Raw genomic sequence first — 26,754 nt, 5'->3', positions numbered from 1 at the left:
ATAATTCAAACACAGGTTTTTTTGTAAATTTTCTTGACGGAAGCGGGCATCCTGCTTACACTGCCGATGCCGTTTTCGACACTAACTGACTGAAAATATGACGCCTAAAAAACGACTTAAATTTCTGGTACTGGCTCTGGCCGGATGTTTTACTGTTGTCGCACCAGCCCTGGTAGAAGCACGCGACATCAGTCTCCCGAAATACAGTAAAGATGCCCAGCTTGCGGCATTCCAGACCGCTGCCGAAATCGATCCTTTAAGTCAGTTCAACGATGACGATCCCCTGACTGAAATCCTGTCGATCAACGAAGTCGACGTATGGGGACGCATCCGTCACGGCTTCGCCATCCCGGACCTCTCCAACCCGCTGGTCCAGAATCATGAAAACTATTATCTGAAAAAACCGGAATATTTTGCGAGAACGACAAAACGCGGTTCCAAATACCTTTTCCATATCGTCCAGGAACTGGAAAAACGTGGCATGCCGACGGAACTGGCCCTCTTGCCGTTCATTGAATCCGCCTACAACCCGCACGCCCGTTCCATCGCCAAGGCTGAAGGGCTCTGGCAGTTCATTCCAAGCACTGGCCGCCATTACGATCTGGCACAAAATGCCTTCCGTGACGAAAGACGCGACATTCTTCAGTCCACCGATGCCGCACTGACTTATCTTCAGAGACTGTACAACATGTTCGGTGACTGGCAGCTGGCACTTGCCTCATACAACTGGGGAGAAGGTTCTGTCATGCGTGCCATCAAAAAGGCTGAAAGGGCAGGCAAACCGATCACCTTCAACAGTATCTCGGCCTACATGCCGGCAGAAACACGCAACTACGTTCCCAAACTTCAGGCTGTCAAAAACATCATCGCACACGCCGACCAGTATGGCGTCAAGCTTCCGGCCGTCGAAAATCAGCCATACTTCGTCACCATCGGCAAAACCCGTGACATCGATGTAAAAGTAGCCGCCAAACTGGCTGAAATGACACTGGACGATTTCAGGGCATTGAATCCCCAGTTCGGTCCATACGTCATTGCCGGCGGCAATGAAGTCAAGATTCTGCTGCCAAAAGAAAACGCGGAAAAATTCAGGAAAAACCTGGATAAATGGCCTCACCCGCTGTCTTCCTGGACGGCGTATCAGGTTACCGGCACACGTGAAAAAGTAGAAGATATCGCAGCAAAATTCAATACATCCCCCGATATCATCCGCCACGCAAACAATATACCGGCACGCACCAACCTGAAATTCGGGTCTGCCATTCTTGTTCCGAAAACAGCCGGATTCAATCAGGATATTGCTCCGGAACTGGTCAATAGCGCCCGTATCGCATGGGAACAGGACGCGCCTGCTACACGACTGGTCAGCGTACCGGTCAGAAAGAAAGCCAACGTCGCCTCCATTGCCAAACGCTATCGTGTCAGTGTTGCACAGCTGAAGTCCTGGAACTCTATCAAAGGCGACAGCATCCCAAAAGGAACCATTTTAAAAGTCCACGTCCCAAGCCGGTCCGCCTCGGGTAAAGCCGTCAGGGCAGGAACCGTCAGCGCCGTCCGCGGCTCTTCGCGTGCTTCCCGCGTCAAAGTCGTCATGGACAAACAGGAAAGAACATCCTCGAAAAAAGGACTGGTCAAATCACGAAATGCCCGCAGTGCCAAATCAGTTTCCACCAAAAAACAGGCAAAACCGGTAAAAGCACAGGCGTCTGCGAAAAAAACAACAGCCAAAAAACGGTCTTCCTCAAAAAAGAAAGCCTAAACACCACATTTGGTCTTTAAAATAAGCTGAATCGAATGGAAAAGTTGCCGCATTCTTTCTGACGAACTACAATCTTGCCAGAAGAGAAGGACAATGATGAATACGATTCATCAATCCGTCTGATTTTTTAAATAAAAAGCCGTAACACCATACGGCAAACACAATATAGTTTTGGAGTCATGCATGGCTTTTTTGCAAGGTAAAAAAATTCTTATCACCGGTCTGTTATCGAACCGTTCCATTGCATTGGGGATTGCCGAAGCGTGTAAACGCGAAGGAGCAGAACTGGCCTTTACCTACGTCGGTGAACGTTTTAAAGACCGCATCACCTCGTTTGCAAAAGAGATGGGCAGTGAAATGATTTACGAATGCGACGTCGGCAGCGACGAGCAGATCGAACACGTTTTCGCAGAAATCGAAAAAGAATGGGGCCGTCTTGACGGACTGGTTCATTCCATCGGTTTCGCTCCCCGGGAAGCCATTGCAGGTGATTTTTTCGATGGCCTGTCCCGCGAAAATTTCAAAATTGCCCATGATATTTCCGCTTACAGTTATCCAGCCATGGTCAAGGCCGCCCGCCATCTGATGGGACCGGGTTCTTCCGCTTTGGCTTTAACTTATCTGGGCGCCAACCGTGCCATCCCTTATTACAACACAATGGGCCTGGCCAAGGCATCTCTGGAAGCCAGTGTCCGTTACATGTCCGAATCCCTTGGCAAGCACGGCGTTCGCGTCAATGCCATTTCGGCAGGTCCGGTCAAGACCATTGCAGCCAGCGGTATCCGCGACTTCAACATCCTGTTGAATTTCGTCGCACAAAATGCACCACTGCGCCGTAACGTCACGATCGAAGAAATCGGCAACGCAGCCGCTTTCCTTCTGTCCGATCTGGCATCAGGCATCACGGGTGAAATCACCTATGTTGACGGCGGTTTCTCTCATGTCATGGGACTGAATACCGACGGTGTTGTCGCCCAGAAAGAATAAATCTGGTCTCATCCCTGAAATACATGCTATAATAGCTGATTGCGCGAAAACATATTTTCTGCGCAATCAGACGATGGCATTGCCAGCCTGTGCATGATAATAATTCATGCTTTTTAAAGCCCTTCCGCCTTACCGTGTTTCTTGACACATTTCTGGCGCAAAGCTTTTGTGCCGAAATCTCTCCATTCAGTTATTTCGTAACCTGGTGCTAGGTACTGCCATTTTTATATTTTCCCACAAGGAAAATCATCCTTTATTTGAGTAAAAAAAATGACATTTGAAGCACTCGGATTACATCCATTAATCCAGAAAGCGCTTGCCGACATCCATTACGACAAGCCAACCCCGGTTCAGGAAAAAGCCATCCCTGCAGGTATCGAAGGAAAAGATCTGCTGGTTTCATCGCAAACCGGTTCCGGAAAAACGGCTGCCTTCATGCTGCCAGCATTGCATCGTTTTGCCAGCGTACCATTTGAAAAATCGGACAAGAAAACGTTCAATCAGAAACGTCAGGCAGCCCGCGCAAAAGGCGAAAAAGTCCGTTACGAACCAGCTCACCCTAAAATGCTCGTTCTGACGCCGACCCGCGAACTGGCCATGCAAATTGTACAATCCTCTGAAGATTACAGTGCGTATCTCAAGCATTTCCGTACTGTTGCCATTCTGGGAGGCATGCCTTATCCGAAGCAGATGCAACTGCTGGCAAAAAACCCGGAAATTCTGGTCGCTACCCCCGGCAGACTGATCGATCATATGCATTCAGGCAAGATCCGTTTCGACCAGCTTGAAATTCTCGTGCTCGACGAAGCCGATCGTATGCTGGATATGGGATTTATCGACGATATCGAGACCATCATTGCAGCCACTCCCGAAACGCGCCAGACCATGCTCTTTTCGGCAACACTGGACGGTATTGTCGGCAACATGGCCCGTAAAATCACCCGTGACCCTGAATTGATTCATATCCATTCAGTGGCCTCACGCCATGAAAACATCGATCAGATGATTCATTTCGTCGACGATCTGCCTCACAAGAACCGTCTGCTCGACCATTTGCTGCACGACCGTTCACTCGATCAGGCACTCGTTTTTACCGCAACCAAACGGGATGCCGACATCGTCGCCGACCGTCTGGCGATCGCCGGTTTTTCCGCTGCGGCACTCCACGGCGACATGCCACAGGGAGCACGCAACAGAACCCTGACGAAATTGCGCAGGGGTCAGGTCAAGATTCTCGTTGCAACGGACGTCGCGGCACGTGGCATCGATATCCCGAACATCACGCACGTAGTCAACTATGACCTGCCGAAATTCCCGGAAGATTATGTCCATCGTATCGGCCGTACCGGCCGTGCGGGACGGCATGGCCTGGCCATTTCGCTGGTCAACCACAACGATAACAATAACGTCCGAAAGATTGAACGCTTCACCAAACAATCGATCCCCGTCAACGTGATCGAAGGCTTCGAGCCGAAACTGTCGTTCAAGGCAGCACCATCCAAACGCAAGCCATCCGGATGGAAACCCGGCAGCAAACGTAACGCGTCGCCTAAATTCAGCCAGCGCGGTTTTGGCAAACCGGCTGCCGCCAGAAAAGACGGCGCGGGACGCAGTCGTGGACAAGGCAGAAGCGGCGAAGGTCGCAGAGCGGCAGAAAGCCATCGCTAAACTGCCATAACAATTGGAAAAGAATTCTCTGTTCCAATGCAAAAAGCCCGTCAATCTGATTTGACGGGCTTTTTTATTGACTGATGAAAGATCATCATCAGGATTTTTCTTTCAGACTTTCACGGATAATCTTTTTCCATTCACGCTCACGGGCATCGATCATCGACTGATCGTAAAAATTCACATCCGGAGACTGCCTGGCCATCTTGAGCTGTTCAAGCGCTGCCTGATAAGCGCCGACCAGACCGTATGATTCGGCAAGTGCCATATGCATCAGGGCTTTCTTGCCTAAAGCGTCATAGACTTTGGCCAGCTGTCTTTGCAAATCGGGATCATCCCGGTAAGACTGTGCCTGTTTTCTCAGGTATTTTGCCGCCTCGTCATAGCGTTTGGATGCATAAAGAGAGCTGGCATAAAGGTGTGCAATCGCTCTTGAAGATGGAAAAAGATTCATCGCGGCACGCGCTTCGCGAGCCGCTTCAGCAGCCTGCCCTGACTCAAGAAGAATTTCAATCGACAAACTGTTCAAGGCCAGGCTTTTTGCCGCTGCATTGCCAGCCGATTTCTTCGCCAGTTGCAAATAGGCTTTTGCATCAGCCGGATTTTTGCGATGCAATGCAATCAAAGCCAGGCCATAATTTCCCGCCGTCATCTGTATACGGCTCCCGCTTTTGACCTGTTCCTCAAAAACAGTCGCGGCATTGTGCAATGCCGGTTCACTGTCATCCTGATCGATTCTTGCATTGCCCCGAACCAGATAGAAATCGATATCATCTGCATGCTGACGGTATGGCTCATGCCGTACACGTGCCTCAATATCGGCGATACGATCGGCAGTCAACGGGTGAGTCCTCAAATAAGGCGATGGTGCATCGCTATACGTACGCGTTGCCGTCTGCATTCTCTGGAAAAAGGTCGTCATGCCGGTTGTGTCGAAACCGGCCCCCTTCAAAATCTGGAAACCGACCCGATCCGCTTCTTTTTCCGCATCACGCGTAAAATTGATCTGTTTTTGAAGAGCGTACCCCTGCCCGCCCATCAAAACGGCTCCTGCTGCATCTGCACTTGCCTGCGCAGCCAGAATCGCCAGAACGACGGATGCGATCGGAATCAGCATGTCCTGCTTTGCCTGTCCCATCATCCGGGCAATATGGCGCTGCGAAACGTGCCCGATTTCATGCGACAAAACAGATGCCAGTTCGGACTCACTCTGGGTTGCCAGCAGCAAGCCGGTATGAACACCGATAAAGCCACCCGGCAATGCAAACGCATTCAGGGTTCCGTCACGAATGGCAAAAAATGTGAAATCGTTGGACAGTTCCCCTCGTGTCTCCGCATTGGCCGACACGAGGCGGTTGCCCAGATTGGAAAGATATTCACTTAAAACAAGGTCATTGACATAGGCCGGATCGCCCTTGATCTGCTGCATGATTTCCCTGCCCAGCTTGTACTCCGCAACCGGAGTCAATTCGCCACGAGCCGTATCGCCCATACTGGGAATCCCCGACTGTGCACCGGCAGTTGAAATCTGCAGGCAAAATACAGCCAGTACAGGCAACACAAAACGTCGAAGATGTAAAATCATAAGATTGTCAGGTGATAAATTAAAACCGGTTCACGGTGCTATCATACCGGTACTTTATAATCATTTCATGTCAAACGCACAATCGTTCATTCGCTTTATGCCACAAAATCCTCCTTCAAAAGACGATAAAAATCAGCTGACACATTTTGATGTCTCGGGAAAAGCCCATATGGTCGATGTCGGTGAAAAAAAGGAAACGCACCGCATCGCCATTGCAAGCGGTTCCATTCACATGAAACCGGAAACAATGGCCCTTGTCCTCGCCGGACAAGCCGACAAGGGTGACGTGCTGGGCATTGCGCGTATTGCCGCCATTATGGGCGCCAAAAAAACGAGCGAGCTGATCCCACTTTGCCATCCAGTCGGATTGACGAAAGTGACCGTTGATTTCACGACAGAAAACACCTGCGTCACATGTCGGGCACAAGCCGAAACGATGGGAAAAACAGGAGTGGAAATGGAAGCGCTGACCGCTGTTCAGGTTGGCCTGTTGACCATTTACGATATGTTGAAAGCCGTAGACCGCGGCATGGTGATGACAGACATTCACCTGCAGGAAAAAAGTGGTGGGCAATCCGGTCACTGGATATCGGAAAAATAAAGCTGTCTCCGTAACGGCGCCCGGATTCACCGGCGAAAAACCTTAATGCAACTGGGCTTCTCTTTTGGCGTCTTCCGGCATCTCAGCGTGAACCAGTTCACCATTGGTATCGGCAAACAGGGGTGCCCCGCAATCCTCACAGAACTCCATGGCAAATCTTTCCACGGCTGTCTTGTCGTACGCAACACCCAGTTCACGCAGCAAATCGAAAATCTGGGCCAGCTGCCGGTTCCCTCTTTTAATCGCAAGGGGACTTTCCAGTTGTGCCGTCCATGTCATCGAATCGAAATCTTCCGATCCGTAAATCGGCCAGACGATACCGTACACGATCTTGTCGCTGCCCTTTTGATAGAAACTGATCCGATATTCTTCTACCTGAATGCCATCGAGATTCTTGCCGAAACCACCGACAACCGCACACAGGTTCTCAGGCTGGGTATCCAGGGCATAGGTCAGATAATGTACCGCTGCCCGTATGCTTGAAGGCCGGATCAGCTGATCTGCAATGCGGCAGGTATTGAAAAAACCGCCCGGCAACAACAATTCAACATTGCAACCCGGCAACATCTCCGAAACCAGAGGGTTTACCTGTTTCTGCCACTGTTCAAGACAGTCATCCTTGGTCTCTTCGAAATTGACCAGATCCGGATCGGCCTGCCATCTGAACACAGGCAGACCGGCAGGTGCCATGACCGCAGCAATCAGATAACGCCCGTCAGCCAGAAACGGCACCGTTTCCTGTTTGGACGCCAGCTCGAATCTTGAATGCTGGATAATCGACTGAACCAGCCCATGAGTGACTGCCATCACATCAACATGGGTAAATGGCAGTTGATCGACAGCATACAAACCGGGAGCCACTGCAAATCTGACATTGTCGGCCAGAATCAAGGCACCGAAACGATCTGAAACCGCTTCAATCAACTCTGGCGAGAGCGTACCGGATGGAATGGAAAAACGTGTCCATGCAAGAATCGGAATAGCCACCAGCAAAACATGATATTCCTTGTCGTCCACCTGAATGATCGCTGATTCGCTCAGTGCTTCAACCACTTCCAGCAGACAGTTATAGGCATCCATGTCGGAAGAAAACAGATATTCGATAGCATCGTTCAAAACAGATTGCTTTTTAGCATGCAACAATCTGGAAACGAGCGTTTCCATTTTTTTCCGGCAAAATTCACTCTCCAGAAGACTGGAAGCATGAAACATTTCCAAAGCCAGTGACACAAGCCGCTGGCTATCTGGACAAAGTCTGGAAGATCCGGTTCGAGATAAACGACGCATGATATTTACAATGAGGCGACAGAACTTGTAATTGTAGTGGATTTTTCACGGACTATCACCCTGAGCCATAAGCAATACCCGCAAGTTAGCCATGAAAAAAACGCAATTCCGCCATCCAGAACAAAAAAGGGAAAAAATGGAAAGAAAAGATGGCATCTCCAAGGGGATTCGAACCCCTGTTCCCACCGTGAAAGGGTGGTGTCCTAGGCCTCTAGACGATGGAGACACAAACAACAGGTAAAAAGACTTTTAATGGCATCTCCAAGGGGATTCGAACCCCTGTTCCCACCGTGAAAGGGTGGTGTCCTAGGCCTCTAGACGATGGAGACACAATCTTCAGTCTGCTTTACTTCATTTGGTGGAGGTAAGCGGGATCGAACCGCTGACCTCTTGCATGCCATGCAAGCGCTCTCCCAGCTGAGCTATACCCCCAATGCAGAAAGAAGATTATAGCAAATTTTTTTATAGTTTGACAATCCAAATTATAAAACCCGGAAGTGTCAGCTCTGCACAACATTTTGGAAAACAGAAAACCGGTTTCAATGCTTTGAGGCAATAAAAAAGGAATCAGAAAAATGGTCTGATTCCTGCAAACCGGCAACGCAAAATACTGCTTACAGGTCCTTCAAACGCGATAAAACCGTTTCTCTTCCAAAAAGACAAACGACTGCATCGATTGAAGGCGTATGCAGCTGTCCGGTCAGAAACAGACGCAATGGCATCGCCACCTGAGGCATTTTCAGCTTGTTCTGCTTCAAAACACCCTTCATCATGACTTTAAGCGCTTCCCTGTCCCATTCAATCGTTTCGATATTGGCTGCATACTCCTTCAGGGCGGCACGCGCTTCGTCCGTCAAATGCTCTTTGACCAGTTCCGGGTCCGGATCGGGTTCCATATAGAACATCAGTGATGCATTCGCCAATTCATTAACTGTATTGACACGATCCTTCATCAGGCCGATCACATCCTGCAATGCCGGGCCCTGATCGAGCCTGACACCCATCTTTTCCAGTTGCGGGCGAACCAGTGCTTCCAGACGGCCATTGTCCGCTTCACGGATGTAGTGATTGTTCAGCCAGTTCAGTTTTTCCGTATTGAACTGGGCAGCGGAAGACGAAAGATGATCGAAATCGAACCATTCGCAAAACTGATCCATTGAAAAAACTTCGTCATCGCCATGGCTCCAGCCCAGACGGGCCAGATAATTCAACATGGCTTCCGGCAGATAACCGGCACCGGGATATTCCATTACTGAAACAGCACCATGTCGCTTGGAGAGCTTTTCACCGTCGTCACCCAGAATCATCGGCAAATGCGCATATTCCGGCAGAGGCGCATTCAACGCTTTCAGGATATTGATCTGGCGAGGCGTGTTGTTGACATGGTCATCACCACGAATCACATGCGTGATTCTCATATCCCAATCGTCAACCACCACGCAGAAATTATACGTGGGTGTTCCATCGGAACGGGCAATGATCAGATCGTCCAGCTGGCTGTTGGAAATCGTGATTTCGCCTTTGACGCGGTCGTTCCAGGTAACATCGCCTTCCTTCGGATTTTTGAAGCGTACGACAGGATTTCTTCCCTCCGGTACGGCAGGAAGCGTCTTTCCCGGTTCAGGACGCCATGTCCCGTCGTAACGCGGGCTCTCGCCGGCAGCCTTCTGTTTCTCCCGCATGACTTCGAGTTCTTCATGCGAACAATAACAGTAATACGCGGTACCCTCTTTTAACATTTGATCGATTACTTCACGGTAGCGATCCATGCGTTTCATCTGGTAAAAAGGACCTTCGTCATGCTGCAGGCCAAGCCATTGCATGCCGTCGATAATCGCTTGCACCGCCTCTGGTGTGGATCGCTCCACATCGGTATCTTCAATCCGCAAAACAAACTGGCCGCCATGATGGCGGGCATAGGCCCAGGAATACAAGGCAGTACGGGCACCGCCCAGATGCAGAAAACCGGTCGGACTTGGCGCAAAACGAGTTCTTACAGTCATGATAAAAAGATAAATAATAGAACGAAAGGCATATTTTACCGCGTCAGCGGCATCATTAGCGAGCGTTGTGCGTGCGGATCCTCCAAATAAGCTTTCGCCGGAAATTCATTGTCGGCAAAAAGGACTCTCAGGCAACACTCCGGACAAAAGATAAATTCACTTTTGAGACAAAAGGACTTTTGAAAAAATCCATCTCAAGTCTTTTTTCAGATGAGTGTCGGCTTTTCCTTTTCTTACATAAAGCCGAATACTCTTTTACAGGCTGAAGCCAGACCGATAACCGGACCGTAAAATAAAAAACATCCGCAAGGCTTTCGCACATGCGGATGTCTGTTCAGTTGCAGTCTTTAAAGGCTGCCTTCTGACGATTAAGAGAACATCTTGATCGTTTGCAGAGCTGTCTGGTAAACACCCCAGAGCAGAGGAATACCAACGATCAGCCAGCAGATGATCATGGTACCTGCAGAAGTCGGGGTTGCTTTAGGTACAACACCGGAAGCCTGAGCGGCCAGAACCTTGTCTTCCAGTTCGGCTTTGGCTTCCTTGACTTCTTGTTCAGTCATGTAGTACTTGCTGTTGACCGGACGGATAGCCAGGGCAAAGAAGAATTCAACAATCAGGAAGCAAGCCATGATGTACAGGGTAACGGAATATGCCTGAGCTTTGGCAACACCGGCATTCAACTGTACGTCACGGATGATGTTGATGAGCAATGGAGACAGCAAACCGGCAGCAGACCATGCAGTCAGCAGACGACCGTGAATGGCGCCGACGAACTGGGTACCGAACAAGTCGGCCAGGTATGCAGGAATGGTCGAGAAGCCACCACCGTAGAAAGAGATACAGATACAAACTGCACACAGGAACATCAACAGGTTCAGGGAAGAAGCCAGTGTTGGAATGGAAGCGTACAGAATGGCACCAACGATCGAGTAGATGAAATAAACCGTTTTACGACCCAGTTTATCGGACAGGGCTGCCCAGACAACACGACCACCGATGTTGAACAGGGAAAGCAAGCCGGTGAAGCCTGCAGCGATCATCGCAACCTGACCTTTTTGTGCATCGGTCAACTGGTCGAATGGAACGCCAGGCATATGGATCAGGTTACCTGCAAACACTTCCTGCAGCAGCGGGGAAGCCATGGACAGAACACCGATACCGGCAGCGACGTTCAAGAAAAGCATGAACCAGCAGCACCAGAACTGAGGCGTTCTGACAGCTTTACTGGTATTGACGTTAAATGCGGAAGCTTCAATCAGGCCACCATGACCGTCGTCAACCATGTTGCCCTTGTTGACAGGAACATAACCGGCTGGTTTGTATCCAGGAGCGGAAACGCGCATGGTGAAGCTGCCCAAGAGCATCATAACGGTATAGCAGCATGCCATAACGGCAAATGCCTGCCACAAGCCGACGGAAGTAGGAGTCTGGAAGAAACCGATCAGTTTCTGTGCCAGAGGAGCGCCAACCATAGCGCCACCGCCGAAACCACCGACAGCCATACCCGTTGCCATACCGACACGGTCAGGGAACCATTTGATCAGTGTGGAAACAGGAGTGATGTAACCGAGACCAAGACCGATACCGCCGACAACTGCGGAAAGCCATGCGATCCACAACTGATGAGTAAAGGTGGCGACAGCCATCATGAAGAAGAAGAAACAGAAACAGCAACAGGAAGCCAAACCGCATTTGCGTGGGCCAGCATGTTCCAGCCAGTTACCGAGGATAGCGGTTGTCGTACCGAGCATGAAGAACAGAATGCCGAATACAACGCTACACATGACGACTTTCCAGTCGCATTCAGTGGTAAACAATTGAGCGAAGAAACTCATGTCCGCAGGACATGCCAGAGATTTACCCAGACCCTGAGATACGCCAACCAGTTTGGACATTGGCAGCCAGAAAACGGACATACCATAGCCCATGCCGACGCACAGGTGGATCATCAACGCGGAAGTAGGCACAAGCCAGCGATTAAAACCTTCGCCAGCAACCGTGTATTCCTTCCCGAGCGATTTCAATAAAGACATACTCTACTCTCCTAGAAAAAAAACTGAAATCTTTAGTTCGCGGGGTTACACGCAGTCAAAATTACCGGTTTGAAATATTTGTTGTGCAAATAATCAAGCCGGGTTAACAAAAAAGTTCCGACGCAGCATAATACCATTGCAAAAAGAGGTAGGCTATAAGCAATTTTTTGCATATATTTCCTCTCGATCTGGGTTACAATATCCCCATGTATAAAGTTTCGATAGAACCTCACTGGCGAATTGCCCGCGGCAAGAAGCCCTCGATGGACACAGCCATGCTGTTGCGCCTCTTGGGGGCCATTCAGTCCGAAGGTGCTATCTTGCAGGCAGCCCGGAATCTGGGCCTGTCATATCGCCACGCATGGGGTCTGTTGCGGGAAGCTGAATCCCTCTTTGGTGCGCCTCTTTTAGAGAAACACCGTGGACGTGGTACAACACTTACCCATTTTGCGACAACTTTATTGTGGGCTGAACGGCGAATTGCCGCCCGTTTGTCTCCGACACTGGAAAGCCTTTCTTCCGAACTTGAAACCGAACTCTCCAAAAGTGTTTTGGGAAACAACCGTTCCATGCGTTTGTGCGCCAGCCACGGTTTTGCCGTGTCTACCCTGATGGAAAGCATCAATCATGCTGAACTGCCTATTGAACTGCGTTACCAGAACAGTATGGAATCGATTGCCGCTCTGGCACAGGGTGATTGCGAAATAGCCGGTTTCCATTTGCCCGTCGGCGTATATGAAGACAGTGTTTTGCAATTGTATTTGCGCTTCCTGTCACCTGAAGACCATTGTCTGATCCATCTTGCCAATCTCAAACAGGGTTTGATGATCGCCCGTGGCAATCCGAAAAGAATCCTGTCGTTTCAGGATCTGACCCGGCCTGATGTTCGTTTCGTCAACCGCCAGATCGGTTCCAGCACTCGCCGTGTTCTGGAAATCCTGCTGCAAAAGAACAGGATCGATTCCGGCGACATCAACGGTTTTGAAACAGCCGAGTTCACCCACGCCGCTGTTGCAGCTTACATTGCCAGCAATATGGCTGATGTGGGATTCGGCGTTGAAACGGCGGCGCACCGTTTCGGTCTGGATTTCGTTCCACTGGTCGAAGAACGTTATTTCTTTGCAGTTGCAAAAGAAACGCTGGAAAGCAATACCCTGAAAGAAATGCTCGGCATCATCCGCAGTGATGAATACATGCACGAGGTCAACCAGCTCGGCGGGTATGACGCCACCGAAACCGGTGAAATCCTGACAGTCGACGAAGTCTTCAAACTCGCCGACGCCTGATCGCTTTTCATTCTGCCTTGACAATCGGCGGGAACAGCCCTGACGTATCTTTCGGTTTCAAAGCCACTTTCGCTGCCAGTCTGCAGGCAATATCCCGGAATATCCCTGCCATCAACCCGTCCGGTTCGGCAACGACAACCGGTTTGCCATTGTCCGTCTGTTCCCGGACAGCAATATTCAATGGAATTTCTCCAAGGGAATCGACGCCATACGCTTCACTCATCAGTTTGCCGCCATCCTTGCCGAAGATATGCTCGATCTGCCCGCAATGTGAACAGACATACGAACTCATGTTTTCGACAATGCCCAGAACATCGACATTCATTTTCTGGAACATCATCAAGCCTTTTCTGGCGTCGAGAACAGCCACATCCTGTGGTGTCGTCACCACAATCGCCCCCGTCAAAGGCGCTTTTTGCGACAGCGTCAGCTGAATGTCGCCCGTTCCGGGAGGCATGTCGATCAACAGGTAATCCAGATCCTGCCATTTCGTCTGCTGCAAGAGCTGCATCACAGCCTGCGTGATCATCGGGGCACGCCAGGCCAGTGGCTGGACCGAATCCATCATGAAACCGATCGACATCAGCTGCAATCCGTACTGAATGATCGGGTCCATGTTTTTGCCGTCGGACGAGGTCGGCTTTTCGGAAATTCCCATGAGGCTCGGTTGTGACGGCCCGTAAATATCGGCATCCAGAATACCGACGCGAGCGCCTTCGGCAGCCAGTGCCAGAGCAAGATTGGCCGTTGTAGTCGATTTTCCGACGCCCCCTTTTCCCGACGACACGGCAATGATGTTTTTGATGTCCGGCAAAGGTTTGACGCCCCGTTGTACCTCATGGGTGACGATTTTCGTGTCGACATCGACATGAATCTTGCCGATGCCGTCAATTTTTCGCAACGCAGCCGTCACACGGTTTCTGATGAATTCGTGGAGACTTTTCGCTGGATACCCCATCTCGATTGTCAGAGAAACATCATTTCCGTCGATCTGAATGTTTTTGACCGATCTGGCACTGACATAATCTGTCTGGAGATTGTCATCAACCACCGTGGAAATGGCCTGATTGACAGCTTCTGGTGTAATGGACATTTTTTCCCCTTTCTTTTGCATGGGAAGTCTAACGCAATTACACAAAAGATGCCCGTTTCCGGCGTCAAGACTGGTAAAATGTTCTTTTACCGTTCATTTTCACTTATTTATCATGTCACGAAAGCTGTTTGTCACTACTGCCCTGCCTTACGCCAACGCACCGTTTCATATCGGACACATCATGGAATATATCCAGGCCGACATCTGGGTCCGTTTCCAGCGAATGCAAAAGGATGACGGGAAACAGCGGGAAGTCCATTTCGTCGGCGCTGACGATGTGCACGGTGCCCCGATCATGATTGCCGCTGAAAAGGCCGGTAAAACACCACAGGAATTCGTTGCCGAAATTGCCGCCGGCAGAAAAGCGCCCTTGAATGGTTTCCTGATCAGTTTTGATAACTGGCACTCGACCGACGGTCCTGAAAACTATGAATTGTCCCGCGAAATCTATCGCCGGCTGAAAGCCAAAGGCCTGATCGTTTCCCGCACCATCGAACAATTCTTCGATCCGGTCAAGGAAATGTTCCTCCCGGACCGCTACATCAAGGGCGAATGCCCGAAATGTGGCGCAAAAGACCAGTACGGCGACACCTGCGAAGTCTGCAGCACGGTTTACGCTCCTACCGAACTGAAAAACCCCTATTCCATTCTGACCGGTGCCACGCCGGTCATGAAACAGTCGGAACACTTTTTCTTCCGCCTGTCCGACCCGCAATGTACCGAATTTTTGAAAGAATGGACATTGGGCAAGGTCAACGGTCATCCGCGTCTTCAACCCGAAGTCGCCAACAAGGCCCGGGAATGGCTGCAGGGCAAGGACGGTGAAGAAAACGCCCTCTCCGACTGGGATATCAGCCGTGATGCACCTTATTTCGGCATTGAAATTCCGGACGCGCCAGGCAAATATTTTTACGTCTGGCTGGACGCACCGGTCGGTTATCTCGCTTCATTGAAAAACTATTTCAGCAAAACCGGCGGCGATTACGACGCTTTCATGGCCGATCCGGAAACCGAACAGTACCACTTCATCGGCAAGGACATCATTTATTTCCATACCCTGTTCTGGCCTGCGATGCTGCATTTCGCCGACATGCGTGTCCCGAACAATGTTTACGTTCACGGTTTCATCACTGTTGGCGGTGAAAAAATGTCCAAGTCGCGCGGCACCGGCATTTCGCCATTGCGCTATCTGGACATCGGGATGAACCCGGAATGGCTGCGTTATTATCTCGCTGCCAAACTGTCCGACCGTGTCGAAGACCTTGACTTTACCGGCGAGGATTTCATTGCCCGCGTCAATGCCGACCTGATCGGCAAATACGTCAACATCGCCAGCCGTGCGGCCGGATTCATTACCAAACGTTTTGGTGGCAAACTGGCTGCCGGATGGGCATTAAAAGACACGCCTATTCTGGATAATCTCCGTGCCGCTGCGCCCGAAATCGCTGAACTTTATGAAGCACGCGAATTCGGCAAGGCGCTGCGTCAAATCATGCATCTGGCAGATGAAGTCAATGCCTATGTCGACGAACACAAGCCCTGGGTTCTGGCGAAAGATCCGGAAAAAACAGAAGAATTGCATCAGGTCTGCACCCGCCTGCTCGAAGCTTTCCGGCTTTTGACCATTTACCTGAAACCGGTCTTGCCTGCTGTCGCCGAAAAGGTCGAAGGATTTTTGAACCTTCCATCGCTTGAATGGTCAGACGTCTCGAAACCATTGGCCGATGGACATGCCATCAATCCTTACGAACATCTGATGCAACGCGTTGACGACAAAATGCTGGAAGCCCTTTTTGACGCACCACAACCGGCAGCAGAAACGGCATCCGCAGAAGAAAAACCAGAACCGGCAATCGAACCGCTCGCCGACCAGATCACGATTGACGATTTCGCCAAAGTCGATATGCGTATCGCCAAAATCGTCGATTGCAGTCTTGTGGAAGGTGCAGACAAGCTGCTGCGTCTGTCAGTAGATGTCGGTGAAGGCAAACTGCGCAACATCTTTGCGGGTATCCGCTCGGCCTACAAACCGGAAGACCTTGTCGGCAAACTGACCGTCGTTGTCGCCAATCTGGCTCCGCGGAAAATGAAATTCGGCGTTTCCGAAGGCATGGTCATGGCCGCTTCCGGAAAAGACGATTCCGGCATTTATATCCTGGAACCCTGGCCTGGTGCCAAACCGGGCATGCGATTGCGATAAGGCTGAATATGAAAATCGCCGTCAGGGAAGCTTCCATCGAAGATGCCCGTTTAATCGCCGATTTGACGAGAAAATCCTGGGCAGGCAAATGTCCGCCCACTGCACAAGGTCATCGGGACACATGGGTCAACGTCAATGAAGATTTGCACAATGGCGGCGCTTTCATCCTGACAGTTGACGATATACCTGCCGGTTCACTCCGGTGGGCTGCTCTCGATGAAGACGATCATATCTGGAAAATCCGGCGACTGGGTTTGATTCCCGCTTTTTGCGGCAAGAAACTCTCCCAGCATCTGATCGAGGCCATCATTCACCACGCCCAACTGTGTGAAATAAACGAATTGCGCCTTTATTTGCATCTTTATCTGGAACCGCTGACCAGTTTATACGAGGCTTACGGTTTCGAGCTGGCACCGGAAATAGAATTTTCCACCCGTAATACTCTGGAACCGCCTCCGATCATGATGCGGAAGGTCCTTGATATTTGAACAGGTGCGACGGCCCAATCCCTGTTTTAATGAGAAAATCGATAGCGAAATACACCACCGGCTTTTACAGATAAATTCATTCACACGAATAGCACGTACAATGATTCAATTCAGGCTCTTGAGCAATTATTCATCCGAACTGGATGCACAAATAAAAGACTGGCAGATCAAAAACCCCGTTCTGCCTGAAACTGAAAAAAAAGAGGAATTCTCAGTATTGCGAAAAATTCCGGCGAGCCATCTTCCTTTTCAGCTGAAAAAGGGCAAAAACAAGCCCATACCCAAATCTTCACACTGATTTTCAAACGGTTTTATGGCAGATTCTTCATCAGACGATATGGCAACATCCCGGGAGAAAGCTCCTGTTTCGTCTGCCAATGCAGAAAGTAACGACGCCATAGCCCGTCTTTACGGCGAATCCGTACTGGAAATGCCGAACGATCTTTACATTCCGCCCGAAGCGCTGGAAGTTTTTCTCGATGCTTTTGAAGGCCCGCTGGATTTTCTGCTTTACCTTATCCGGAAACAGAATTTCAACATCCTCGACATTCCAATGGCACAGCTGACGCTGCAATACCTGCAATACGTCGACCGTATCCGATCGCAAAAACTCGAACTGGCTGCCGAATACCTGCTGATGGCAGCTTTACTCGTTGAAATCAAGTCACGCCTTTTGCTTCCGAAGGTCAAAACCATTTCAGATGAAGAGCCGGAAGATCCACGTGCCGAACTGGTCAGACGCCTCCTGGAATATGAAAAAATGAAACTGGCCGCCCAGACGCTGGATCAGATTCCCAAACTGGGCAATGATTTTTTCCTGACCCAGGCCAAAATTGCCAAAAATACCGAACGGCAATGGCCCACTGTTTCTGCCAGTGAATTGCAGGAAGCGTTTGCCGAAATCATCCGTCGGGCCAAACTGACGACAAAACATACGGTTTCCAAACAGGAATTGTCCGTCCGGGCACATATGTCATCCATATTGCGCCAGTTGCGCGATGTCCGGTTCGTTGAATTTTATGAGCTCTTTGAAACGTCGGAAGGCGTTGCTGTCGTCATCGTACACTTTCTGGCCCTTCTGGAACTGGCAAAAGAGACATTAATTGAAATAACACAGGTGGAAGCGGGTGCACCGATCTATATAAGGTTGACCCAGTACCACGATTGAGCAGAGAATAATACTTTTGCCGTTGGCAAACACTTTTTTTACTTTTTCCATTAACCTTTTTCCGAACTGCCGGCACATCATGAAAGTTGTTACCACCATAGAAGAGCTCCGCAACCAGTTACGCGGACAATTGCGCACCGCCTTCGTTCCCACCATGGGAAATCTGCATGACGGCCACCTGTCACTGATGCGACTTGCCAAAAAACACGGCGATCCTGTCGTCGCATCCATCTTCGTCAACCGCCTGCAATTCGGCCCGAACGAAGATTTCGACACCTATCCCCGTACATTCAAGGCAGACGTCGAAAAACTGGAAAAAGAAGGGGTGTACGTTCTTTTCGCCCCGACTGAAAAAGACATGTATCCCGTACCGCAGGAATTCCGTGTCCAGCCGCCACAGGAACTGGCCGACATTCTGGAAGGCAAATCCCGTCCTGGCTTCTTTCATGGCGTTACAACCGTATTGCTGAAACTTTTTTCCTGCGTTAATCCGGCCGTTGCCATCTTCGGCAAAAAAGATTACCAGCAGTTGATGGTCGTGCGTAACATGGCCCAGCAATTCGCATTGCCAACCAAAATCATCGCGGCAGAAACATGGCGTGCAGACGACGGACTGGCCTTGTCTTCTCGCAATACCTACCTGTCCAAAGAACAGCGTCAGGAAGCGCCCAACCTGTACAAAACGCTGCAAAATATTGCAGAAAAAATGAGGGGCGGCTATCAGGATATTTACAAACTGGAAAAGCATGCCAAGGAAGAGCTGGCACAACGCGGCTGGGTTCCGGATTACGTTTCGATCCGAAAACAATTCAACCTGCAACCGCCAACAGCCGGTGAACTGGCTGAAAAAGAACCGCTTGTCGTACTGGCTGCGGCAAAACTGGGTGAAACGCGACTGATCGATAATCTGGAAATCTGAAGCGGATAAAACAATCCGCAAGATTTAAAAAAGGCAGAATGTTCTGCCTTTTTTAATGCCTGAAAATATTAAAATCTTTATTGTCTAATGGAATTTGCGGATATTTTTCCGGCTTTCCTCCAGCTTTTTGCAAAGCATTTCCGTCCCGGCCAGCATCCTCGGCCCTGCACGGTCCATCCAGTCTGAATTGATGCCGAAGAGATTTCCGTAGCGTACTGCATCGACCGTTTTGAAGCGTTTCCACATCGACAAGCCATTAGACGTGCCAAGCCCTTTGGAACTGACAATCACTTCGGGATTTTTGGCAATAACGGATTCAATACTGACATTGGGTGCAATAATGGACAGATCGGCAAAAATGTTCGTACCGCCACAAAGTGAAATCGCCTCATTCACAATATGCTTGCCATTCAATGTAAACAGCGGCGAATCCGATACCTGATAAAAAACCCGCACACCTGAACGTTTGCCATACTGTTTTTTCAACCGGTTCATGGCCTGCGTCCACTGCACTGCTTTTTTACGGGCGGCAACCTCATGACCAGTCAATATGCCCAGTTTGACCATATTGTCCGGAATATCGCTCAAACGGCGCGGATCGCTGTAAAAAACAGGAATGCCAGCCCTTTTCAGTCTTTCAAGCTGCTTTTGTGGATTCCCTCCCTGCCATACCACCAGCAAATCAGGCTTCATGGCAAGTACCCTTTCCAGATCGATTTGCCTGAAATCTCCCACGATGGGAAGTCTTTTTGCCTCGGCTGGATAATCACTGTAACTGGTGACGGCTGCCAGTTGCGAACCGGCGCCGATGGTATAAATCAGCTCAGTCGTATGAGGCGCCAGTGAAATGATACGCTGCGCCGGTTTCGATAGCCTTACGGTACGACCTGTATCATCCGTGACGGTAACGGCCGCCAGGGCATTTGCCATCCAGAACAGGCAGAGCCACCAAAATTTTTTCATGAAATCCGATCCACTGGCCAGAGAATACCTCAATAAGAAACGAAAACCGTCCGGTCTCCGTGCAATACCGTCTGTACCGGAAATTGCAGGCACTCCGACAATTTTTCAGTACACATCATAGCTTCTCTTTTCCCTGCTTCCCAGAAGCCATTCCCATGTAAAAGCAAGACATGCGAAGCGACGTCCCAGGCCATATTCAAATCGTGAACGACCATGACGACTGCCTTGTTTTGTCCACGACACAATTCACGGATCAGCCCGAGAAGGGACGCCTGATGGGACAGGTCAAGCGCTGACGCCGGTTCGTCAAGAAGCATCAGGGGCGTATCCTGTGCGAGCAAGGCGGCTACAGCCACTCTTTGCCGTTCACCCCCTGACAAGGTTCGGATATCCCTCTCAGCCAGCTGAAACACTTCCAGACGTTTCAATGCCGAAACCGCTTTTTCAATATCGTCTGCAGAATCCCCAAGATATCCAGTCTGGTAAGGAAACCGTGCCGCTACCACCGTTTCCATAACGGTAAAACCGAATGTATCGCCTTGAGCCTGTGGCAAATAGGCCCGTCTTTTGGCCAGTTCCCGTGGTTCCCATTCCGGCAGGGCAAGATCGTCCAGCACGATATATCCGGAATCCGGTTTCTGCAATCCGGCCATTGTTTTCAAAAGCGTCGTCTTCCCGACGCCATTGCGTCCGTATACGAACCAGCATTGACCCGGTTCGATCGTCATTTCCAGATGATCGATGAGACGCTTGCCGCCAGCCTGCAAAGACACATTATCGAGAATCATCGTCATACCCGTCGGCTCCTGTATAACTGGAAAAGGAAAACGGGAACGCCGATCAGGGAAGTTACCACTCCAACGGGTAACTGGTGTGGAGCCAGAACCGTTCTGGAAAGCGTATCGGCCAGAACCAGAAAAAAACCACCGGTCAACAATGCGGAAGGAAAAAGAAAACGATGGTCAGGCCCCCATATCATCCGGCAGGCATGTGGGACAATCAGGCCGACAAAAGCGATGTTGCCTGCCGACGTGACGGCCGAAGCCGTCAACAGCGCCCCTCCGACGAAAAGGCTTTTTTTCAGCGATGCCACGTTCACGCCCAGTGTCACCGCCATATCGGCATGCAGGGCCAGCAGATTGACTGATCTGGCGGCAAGCCATACGAATATGAATACAACGAGCATAATCGCTACCGACCAGACTGTGACCGTCGCCCCGGCCAGATCACCGACCAGCCAGAAAACCATTCCGCGCAAATCATTATCGGCAGCGACCGTCAACAGCAGGGTGACAATGGCACTGCACCCGAATGCCAGAATGACACCTGTCAACAACAGGCGCGAAGAACCGTCAGCAATGGAAAAATCCCGTCGTGAAAGCAGATAGAGAATGAGCGCCACGACCATCGCTCCGGCAAAAGCGATAATATTGACCATCATGAGAGAGGCCGATAAAAACAGCATCGACAATGCACCGACCGATGCGCCTCCGGAAACGCCCAGCACATAAGGATCAGCCAGCGGATTGCGCAACAAGGCCTGCATCATGCAACCGGCCAGTGCCAGCGATCCGCCGACAACAAACGCAGCAAATGCCCGCTCCAGCCGCATCGACAAAAGCGTCGCCGCCAGCGACTCTGAGTGTCCCGATATCAGTTCGAACAGTGCACCGGAGAGTTCGCCGACACTCAAGCCGACCGAACCGATCGTGCAGGAAAGCAAAAGGCTTGCCACTGCCAGCACCAGCAATATCAGCAGCCACATTGTCTGCCGTCTTTTTGACGGCAAACCTGACTGGGATAAACTGCTTTGTACCGGCATGAATGACAAGCCTTTCCACAGGTTTAAATAACCTGCATTTTACATCTTGAAGTTCACGCCGACATAGGCACCGCGACCGGGTTGTTCGTAACCGTAAGTCGTTTCATAATCTTTATTCAACAGATTTTCGATGCGTGCATACAATGAGACATTCTTGTTTATATTGTAACGGGCATTCAGATTGACGAGCCAATATGAATTCAAATTGTAAGTATCAACTACACTCTTGTAATCGTCACGACTTCCGTTATATTGAATATCCCCTCCGAAATACCAGGCACCCATTGTTTTGGAAATATTTAAAGAACCGAAGAATTTGGCCCGTTTCAACAATTGCTTGTCCGTTTCCCTGTTTTTAGGATCCTGCCATGTCAAATTGGCACGGACATCCAAACCAACAAGATTCGTGGCTGCATTTAATTCAACACCAGTGCTTTTTGCTTTTCCGATATTGATATAGTTCCAGTTAGCATCCGTTGAGATCAGATCGCGTGTATGCCACTGGAAAACAGTTAATCTGAGCAAATCCTTGTTATTGGCATATTGAATGCCACCTTCGTAATTCGTGGAATGTTCCGATTTCAAATCCTTGTTTCCATATATCGGGACATAACGTTGGTAAAGATTGGGAGCCAGAAAAGATGTTGAAGCACTTGCAAGAAGTTTCCAATTTGATGTGAGATCATAACCATATCCCAGATATCCAGTAGTATCCGCTCCGGCATCATCAACATGATCATAACGGACATTGGCCTGAAGATTATGATTTCCCATTTTACCGATCAGACCGGCAAAAGCGCTATATTTATCACCATCATAAGAATGAGTGGAGTATCCATCCCCAACTTTCCCTCTTTCATTTGTTCCGTCGACACCAGCTGTCAACGTCCAGTTTTCGGATAATGAAATCTGATTCTCCCATTGTATGCGGGTTGCCTGATTCTGATATCTCGATTTGTAATCATTGCTTCCCCACATCCCGGGCACAGTATTGACAACCTGTGTCGGACGATCCATATCGGTATAGGATAGTGTCACAGTGGAAAGCCAATCTTTCGTCCACCGGTTTTTACTGAATATAGACGCTGTTTTCTGTTTGGATTTACCAAAAGCATTATCCTCCGGTCCACTGCCGCTGTCGAAATCGAATCTGGCATTGTACATATAAAAACGGGCACCAATTTCATGGTCTTTATTCAAACGTTGCGACACAGAAGCATTCAAACTGACATTCCTGTCACCATCGTCATCTGGATTGACCAAAGAATTTTTATCCGGATTCATTGAAGAAAAACCGTTCGTCTTGTATCGGGTAACCGAAAGAGCAAACCGGGTATCGTCATGCTGTCCGGAAACACCGGCCCCGAACTTGACAGTATTATGCGTACCGTACTCGGCAAAAACATTCCCTGAAGGTTTGCCCGATCCCTGTTTCGTAAAAATTTGAATAACGCCACCCATAGCGCCAGAGCCATAAATGGCAGAAACATTGCCTCGCACTACTTCGATTCTATCGATTTGATCGAGCTGGACTTGTGAGAGAAAATCGACAGTTCCCGTTGAAACCGCATCCTGAATGGGAATCCCATCCAGAAGAACAAGAACATGCCGCGATTCCGTTCCACGCATAAAAACGGATACCGCATTTCCCTGACCACCTGTACGTGAAAACTCAATCCCAGCTTCGCTACGCAACAAGGAAGGTACATCAGATAATTTATTGTTCTCAATCATCTTCGACGTAATCACAGTCGTGCTGGGAATGGCATCCTTTTGCAGCTGTTCGACACGGGAAGCGGTCACGACAACAGGTTGAAGGGTTTTTTCTTCCGTACCAGCAATTTCCTCTGCAATAGCAGAAGTTGCAAAACAGCTTGCGAGCATGGATACGAGCAATACGGGTTTGATCGCTTTAAAGCAATATGTTTTTGAAACAGGGGAATGCATTGTAAATTCCATTAACGAGCTGAGCCGGCGTCCCCGCAGACTCAAACAAAACAACGCACCGACGGTTACAAGGAAGAAAAACGAAGGCGTGAAAAACCGGAAACAACAGTCGAACGCATTCGCGGAACATCCCCGTCCGCGGTACAACCTATCGCGCTTGGCCGGTATCCGGGCTACAGGTTTTCAGGTCATGCCTGAAACTGTCGTCTACCTTCCCATGCTTTTGCACAGTGGTATTGGGGGACAACGCGTCCTGAAAGGACACCTGCTTACCGTTGCGGGGGCAGCACACGTTGGCTTTGAAAGCTTCGTGTTTCCCGTTTAACCGCACATCAGAAAGATGCGCGAGCACCAAAACGTTTCAAATTGTAAACGACAGGTCTGTTCAAAAGCGAAAACTCGTCGGTTACCGCTCTTCTTTTTTGGAATATATACAAAAAAACAACGTCATGCCTTTTACAGGAAGATGTTGTTCCCCTGAAACCAGTTGTCGGCTTGTCAAAACGTCTTTCTCCCAAAAAGGTAAAATACCTTCCATCAAAGGAGTCAACGCATGTTTTTCAAGAATCTGAAAGGGAATTTCCGCAAACCGGCTGGCAGCCAGACACTGAAATGGCTTTTGGGCTGGCATGACGAGCGCCGTCCCAAATCACCTGCGACCGGTGTTCCCATTCCTTATGTCCAGAATGACGGTTCATCGCTTTACAAATCGACAGGCGATACGTTGACATGGATCGGGCAGGCGTCTTTTCTGATTCAGCTGGGCGGCAAAAACATGCTCATCGATCCTGTCCTGTCCCGCTCGCTTGGATTCATCAAACGCAATTCGCCGCCCGGACTGGATTGGGCAGCACTTCCCCAAAAAATCGACATCGTTTTCATCACACACAACCATCGGGATCATATGGATGCGCCGACCCTGAAGAGACTGGGACCCGATCCGGTTTATGTCGTGCCGAAAGGGCTCGGTATCTGGTTTCGTCAGAACGGTTTTCCAAAAGTGATTGAAATGAGCTGGTGGCAGCAGGAAGAAATCGACGGTATCGATGTCACTTTCGTCCCGGCCGAACACTGGAGCCGCCGGGGTCTTGCTGATATCAATACGAGCTGGTGGGGCGGCTATGTCATTTCGAAAAACGGTCTGCGCGTTTATCATTCCGGCGATACAGGCTGGTTCGACGGTTTTGCACAGATCGCAGAGCGTTTCCCGGATATCGACGCTGCCATGCTACCGGCAGGCGCGTATGCTCCCCGCTGGTTCATGCGTGCGCAGCATATCGATCCTGAAGAAGCCGTCCGGGCATTCAAGACTCTGGGGGCGAAACAATTCGTCGGCATGCACTGGGGAACTTTCAAGCTTTCGGACGAACCACTTGATGAGCCGATGCATGTGTTGCCTCACATCTGGGAACAGGAAGAACTGGAACGCAGCAAACTGGAATCCGGGGTTCTAGGCAAGATACTCCGTCTCGACAAGCTAGGCTGACAAAAGAACGCAAATGAAAAAGCCGGGAAATGACCCGGCTTTTTCGTATATTTCAATCATTCATCATTCCGTCTGGATTCGTAACTTGTCGTAAAGCGCATGCCAGGCCGATGAAGTAATGTCAAAACCGGTATTCCCTTCATTGACGAATTCCACGGCGAACGGTTTTTCCGCTTCGGTCAATGGTTCCCATTCTTCTTGCAGTTTCATCAAGACATCGACATCCGCATCGGATGCATCATCATCGCGTTCCTTGCGTTCAAGAAGGCGCTGCTTCATCGAATCCATGTCAGCAGCGATCACTGCGATGGCAAATGGAACCGAGCGGCTTTGGGCCAGCTTGTGGAAAAGGGTACGATTGCCCTCTTTCATGAAACTGGCATCGACGATGACCGTCATGCCAGCCTGCAAAAGTGTATCGGCCGTCTTCAGCTAATAATCGTAGACCTCATATTTCGATTGTTCGCTGTATCTGTCGGAGAGTTCATTGAAGAGGCGCTTGCGTTCCACATCGGAGTGAAGACAGATTCCGGGGAGTTTTTCGGCACCCAGATTGGCAAAAACCGTTTTGCCCGATCCCGGCAAACCCATCGTGATAACAAGTGCGGATTGCCGTTTTTTCAGAAGATCGTTAGCCAGAATCATGTATCGCCGATAAGGTGCATCGTCAGCAACAGGCTTGCGGTTTTCATCGGTTTCCTGCAACTCGCGCATCAGGTGAACTTTTGCCCGGACCGTGGCATGACAAGAAGCATAAAACCGCAAAAGAGGGGCGCCATCATAATCGCCCGTCTGTTCGAGATAATGGTTCAACAATCGCCATGCAAACGATTTCTTTCCGAAATAAAGCAGATCCATAAAAGCGAATGCCACATCGCTGATGACATCCATCCAGCGGTATTGGGCATCGAATTCGATTGAATCAAACGGTATCACCCTGCCATTGACGACCACGAGATTTCCCATATGCATATCGCCATGACATTCACGGACAAAACCGTTTTTTTCGCGGTTTTCCAGTTTGTCACGTTCCAGTGTGAACTCATGCAATTGCGATTGCTTTAGTTCCTCCCATAATGTCAGGTCATCCGGTTTCACCAGCAAAACCTTCAGTTCACGAAGATTTTCAAGCATCCGTTCCAACACAAATTCAGGCGATCCGAAACGGGATGGTTCTTCCTGTTCATATGACTGAAGCAAAAGAAGATGGAAATTCGAAATCGCGTCGGACAGACTGTCGACATGCTCTTGCGTCAGATGATTTTTTTTCAGAAGATGATCCAGTTGTTTATCGATATCGAACTGTCGCATTTTGACGGCATATTCCAGAACAGGTCCGGAACTCAACGAAGGCCTATCCAGGGTGCCTCCTATCTGGACAACGTCCAGATAAATATCCGGCGCCGTTCGCCGATTCAGCCGGATCTCTTCCCTGCAATAAAAACGACGCATTCCC

The 26,754-nt window shown here is 49.8% G+C and carries 19 protein-coding genes, 3 tRNA genes, 1 pseudogene and 1 riboswitch; of the genes and pseudogenes, 10 read left to right on the top strand and 13 right to left on the bottom strand.

All coding sequences use genetic code 11. From position 1 onward, the window contains the following. Nucleotides 1-97: 97 nt before the first annotated feature. The 3 genes from BRW83_RS04355 (at nt 98) to BRW83_RS04345 (ending at nt 4,414) form a co-directional block, all read left to right on the top strand. A complete protein-coding gene (locus tag BRW83_RS04355) occupies nt 98-1,759 on the top strand; it encodes a transglycosylase SLT domain-containing protein (protein ID WP_081442201.1) in 1,662 nt (553 codons plus the stop codon). A gap of 183 nt (nt 1,760-1,942) precedes the next feature. Then, on the top strand, nt 1,943-2,746 hold the full coding sequence (fabI, locus tag BRW83_RS04350) for an enoyl-ACP reductase FabI (protein ID WP_005881239.1): 804 nt from the start codon (nt 1,943-1,945) through the stop codon (nt 2,744-2,746). A 270-nt stretch (nt 2,747-3,016) separates the two neighbouring features. Continuing rightward, on the top strand, nt 3,017-4,414 hold the full coding sequence (locus tag BRW83_RS04345; RefSeq protein ID WP_005881241.1) for a DEAD/DEAH box helicase: 1,398 nt from the start codon (nt 3,017-3,019) through the stop codon (nt 4,412-4,414). 97 nt (nt 4,415-4,511) lie between these two features. Here the strand turns inward: BRW83_RS04345 and BRW83_RS04340 are convergent, their stop codons facing one another. Next, nucleotides 4,512-5,999 carry a beta-barrel assembly-enhancing protease gene (locus tag BRW83_RS04340; RefSeq protein WP_005881243.1) on the bottom strand — a complete coding sequence of 496 codons (1,488 nt, stop codon included), beginning with the start codon at nt 5,997-5,999 and terminating at the stop codon, nt 4,512-4,514. Between the two features lie 97 nt (nt 6,000-6,096). Between BRW83_RS04340 and moaC the strand changes: the two genes are divergently transcribed. Beyond that, entirely contained in the window at nt 6,097-6,600 is a 504-nt protein-coding gene (moaC, locus tag BRW83_RS04335; RefSeq protein WP_005881245.1) for a cyclic pyranopterin monophosphate synthase MoaC, read from the top strand. Between the two features lie 42 nt (nt 6,601-6,642). On the opposite strand, the gene BRW83_RS04330 is transcribed toward moaC, so the two are convergent. From BRW83_RS04330 to BRW83_RS04305, 6 genes are all read right to left on the bottom strand, one after another. Beyond that, on the bottom strand, nt 6,643-7,887 hold the full coding sequence (locus BRW83_RS04330) for a DUF2863 family protein (RefSeq protein WP_005881246.1): 1,245 nt from the start codon (nt 7,885-7,887) through the stop codon (nt 6,643-6,645). Nucleotides 7,888-8,037: 150 nt separating this feature from the next. Next, nucleotides 8,038-8,113: transfer RNA gene (locus BRW83_RS04325), tRNA-Glu, on the bottom strand. Nucleotides 8,114-8,140: 27 nt separating this feature from the next. Next, nucleotides 8,141-8,216 (bottom strand) — tRNA-Glu (locus BRW83_RS04320). A 27-nt stretch (nt 8,217-8,243) separates the two neighbouring features. Continuing rightward, nucleotides 8,244-8,319: transfer RNA gene (locus BRW83_RS04315), tRNA-Ala, on the bottom strand. Nucleotides 8,320-8,501: 182 nt separating this feature from the next. Further along, nucleotides 8,502-9,890, bottom strand: a complete 1,389-nt coding sequence (gene gltX / locus BRW83_RS04310; RefSeq protein ID WP_005881248.1) for a glutamate--tRNA ligase — start codon at nt 9,888-9,890, stop codon at nt 8,502-8,504. 368 nt (nt 9,891-10,258) lie between these two features. Further along, on the bottom strand, nt 10,259-11,926 hold the full coding sequence (locus BRW83_RS04305) for an OFA family MFS transporter (RefSeq protein WP_036603059.1): 1,668 nt from the start codon (nt 11,924-11,926) through the stop codon (nt 10,259-10,261). A 206-nt stretch (nt 11,927-12,132) separates the two neighbouring features. Between BRW83_RS04305 and BRW83_RS04300 the strand changes: the two genes are divergently transcribed. Further along, a complete protein-coding gene (locus tag BRW83_RS04300; protein WP_005881253.1) occupies nt 12,133-13,212 on the top strand; it encodes a substrate-binding domain-containing protein in 1,080 nt (359 codons plus the stop codon). Between the two features lie 7 nt (nt 13,213-13,219). Here the strand turns inward: BRW83_RS04300 and apbC are convergent, their stop codons facing one another. Beyond that, entirely contained in the window at nt 13,220-14,305 is a 1,086-nt protein-coding gene (apbC, locus tag BRW83_RS04295; RefSeq protein ID WP_036603915.1) for an iron-sulfur cluster carrier protein ApbC, read from the bottom strand. Nucleotides 14,306-14,417: 112 nt separating this feature from the next. Here apbC and metG point away from each other — a divergent pair, with 112 nt between their 5' ends. The 4 genes from metG to panC all read left to right on the top strand — a co-directional run bounded on the left by metG (nt 14,418) and on the right by panC (nt 19,080). Next, a complete protein-coding gene (gene metG, locus BRW83_RS04290; RefSeq protein ID WP_005881257.1) occupies nt 14,418-16,505 on the top strand; it encodes a methionine--tRNA ligase in 2,088 nt (695 codons plus the stop codon). A gap of 8 nt (nt 16,506-16,513) precedes the next feature. Continuing rightward, on the top strand, nt 16,514-16,993 hold the full coding sequence (locus BRW83_RS04285) for a GNAT family N-acetyltransferase (protein ID WP_005881259.1): 480 nt from the start codon (nt 16,514-16,516) through the stop codon (nt 16,991-16,993). Nucleotides 16,994-17,330: 337 nt separating this feature from the next. Then, the gene (locus BRW83_RS04275; protein WP_231284545.1) at nt 17,331-18,161 is read left to right on the top strand and encodes a segregation and condensation protein A; all 831 of its coding nucleotides are present in this window, start codon (nt 17,331-17,333) and stop codon (nt 18,159-18,161) included. Nucleotides 18,162-18,240: 79 nt separating this feature from the next. After that, nucleotides 18,241-19,080, top strand: a complete 840-nt coding sequence (gene panC / locus BRW83_RS04270; RefSeq protein ID WP_005881263.1) for a pantoate--beta-alanine ligase — start codon at nt 18,241-18,243, stop codon at nt 19,078-19,080. 84 nt (nt 19,081-19,164) lie between these two features. Here panC and BRW83_RS04265 read toward each other — a convergent pair whose 3' ends face one another. The 4 genes from BRW83_RS04265 to BRW83_RS04250 are packed head-to-tail and all read right to left on the bottom strand — an operon-like array spanning nt 19,165 to nt 23,812. After that, nucleotides 19,165-20,043, bottom strand: coding sequence for a cobalamin-binding protein (locus BRW83_RS04265; RefSeq protein ID WP_036603063.1), 879 nt, complete (start codon nt 20,041-20,043; stop codon nt 19,165-19,167). A gap of 29 nt (nt 20,044-20,072) precedes the next feature. Next, the gene (locus BRW83_RS04260; RefSeq protein WP_005881268.1) at nt 20,073-20,837 is read right to left on the bottom strand and encodes an ABC transporter ATP-binding protein; all 765 of its coding nucleotides are present in this window, start codon (nt 20,835-20,837) and stop codon (nt 20,073-20,075) included. Beyond that, on the bottom strand, nt 20,834-21,865 hold the full coding sequence (locus BRW83_RS04255; protein ID WP_005881270.1) for a FecCD family ABC transporter permease: 1,032 nt from the start codon (nt 21,863-21,865) through the stop codon (nt 20,834-20,836). The genes BRW83_RS04260 and BRW83_RS04255 overlap by 4 nt, the downstream gene beginning before the upstream one ends. 39 nt (nt 21,866-21,904) lie before the next feature. Further along, a complete protein-coding gene (locus BRW83_RS04250; protein ID WP_005881273.1) occupies nt 21,905-23,812 on the bottom strand; it encodes a TonB-dependent receptor domain-containing protein in 1,908 nt (635 codons plus the stop codon). A gap of 142 nt (nt 23,813-23,954) precedes the next feature. Then, nucleotides 23,955-24,184, bottom strand: a riboswitch (cobalamin riboswitch). 181 nt (nt 24,185-24,365) lie between these two features. Here BRW83_RS04250 and BRW83_RS04245 point away from each other — a divergent pair. Then, entirely contained in the window at nt 24,366-25,298 is a 933-nt protein-coding gene (locus tag BRW83_RS04245; protein WP_005881275.1) for an MBL fold metallo-hydrolase, read from the top strand. A 63-nt stretch (nt 25,299-25,361) separates the two neighbouring features. On the opposite strand, the pseudogene BRW83_RS12120 reads toward BRW83_RS04245, so the two are convergent. After that, nucleotides 25,362-26,609: pseudogene (locus BRW83_RS12120) on the bottom strand (bifunctional aminoglycoside phosphotransferase/ATP-binding protein). Between the last annotated feature and the right edge of the window lie 145 nt (nt 26,610-26,754).

The sequence above is a fragment of the Oxalobacter formigenes genome (assembly GCF_002127965.1).
Taxonomy (GTDB): Bacteria; Pseudomonadota; Gammaproteobacteria; order Burkholderiales; family Burkholderiaceae_D; genus Oxalobacter; species Oxalobacter formigenes.
This window is presented reverse-complemented; position numbering and strand designations above follow the sequence as displayed.

Bases quoted from the DNA above. Each gene is read 5' to 3' on its own strand.
- BRW83_RS04355 (WP_081442201.1), top strand. From the start codon at position 98: ATGACGCCTAAAAAACGACTTAAATTTCTGGTACTGGCTCTGGCCGGA.
- fabI (WP_005881239.1), top strand. From the start codon at position 1,943: ATGGCTTTTTTGCAAGGTAAAAAAATTCTTATCACCGGTCTGTTATCG.
- BRW83_RS04345 (WP_005881241.1), top strand. From the start codon at position 3,017: ATGACATTTGAAGCACTCGGATTACATCCATTAATCCAGAAAGCGCTT.
- BRW83_RS04340 (WP_005881243.1), bottom strand. From the start codon at position 5,999: ATGATTTTACATCTTCGACGTTTTGTGTTGCCTGTACTGGCTGTATTT.
- moaC (WP_005881245.1), top strand. From the start codon at position 6,097: ATGCCACAAAATCCTCCTTCAAAAGACGATAAAAATCAGCTGACACAT.
- BRW83_RS04330 (WP_005881246.1), bottom strand. From the start codon at position 7,887: ATGCGTCGTTTATCTCGAACCGGATCTTCCAGACTTTGTCCAGATAGC.
- gltX (WP_005881248.1), bottom strand. From the start codon at position 9,890: ATGACTGTAAGAACTCGTTTTGCGCCAAGTCCGACCGGTTTTCTGCAT.
- BRW83_RS04305 (WP_036603059.1), bottom strand. From the start codon at position 11,926: ATGTCTTTATTGAAATCGCTCGGGAAGGAATACACGGTTGCTGGCGAA.
- BRW83_RS04300 (WP_005881253.1), top strand. From the start codon at position 12,133: ATGTATAAAGTTTCGATAGAACCTCACTGGCGAATTGCCCGCGGCAAG.
- apbC (WP_036603915.1), bottom strand. From the start codon at position 14,305: ATGTCCATTACACCAGAAGCTGTCAATCAGGCCATTTCCACGGTGGTT.
- metG (WP_005881257.1), top strand. From the start codon at position 14,418: ATGTCACGAAAGCTGTTTGTCACTACTGCCCTGCCTTACGCCAACGCA.
- BRW83_RS04285 (WP_005881259.1), top strand. From the start codon at position 16,514: ATGAAAATCGCCGTCAGGGAAGCTTCCATCGAAGATGCCCGTTTAATC.
- BRW83_RS04275 (WP_231284545.1), top strand. From the start codon at position 17,331: ATGGCAACATCCCGGGAGAAAGCTCCTGTTTCGTCTGCCAATGCAGAA.
- panC (WP_005881263.1), top strand. From the start codon at position 18,241: ATGAAAGTTGTTACCACCATAGAAGAGCTCCGCAACCAGTTACGCGGA.
- BRW83_RS04265 (WP_036603063.1), bottom strand. From the start codon at position 20,043: ATGAAAAAATTTTGGTGGCTCTGCCTGTTCTGGATGGCAAATGCCCTG.
- BRW83_RS04260 (WP_005881268.1), bottom strand. From the start codon at position 20,837: ATGACGATGATTCTCGATAATGTGTCTTTGCAGGCTGGCGGCAAGCGT.
- BRW83_RS04255 (WP_005881270.1), bottom strand. From the start codon at position 21,865: ATGCCGGTACAAAGCAGTTTATCCCAGTCAGGTTTGCCGTCAAAAAGA.
- BRW83_RS04250 (WP_005881273.1), bottom strand. From the start codon at position 23,812: ATGCATTCCCCTGTTTCAAAAACATATTGCTTTAAAGCGATCAAACCC.
- BRW83_RS04245 (WP_005881275.1), top strand. From the start codon at position 24,366: ATGTTTTTCAAGAATCTGAAAGGGAATTTCCGCAAACCGGCTGGCAGC.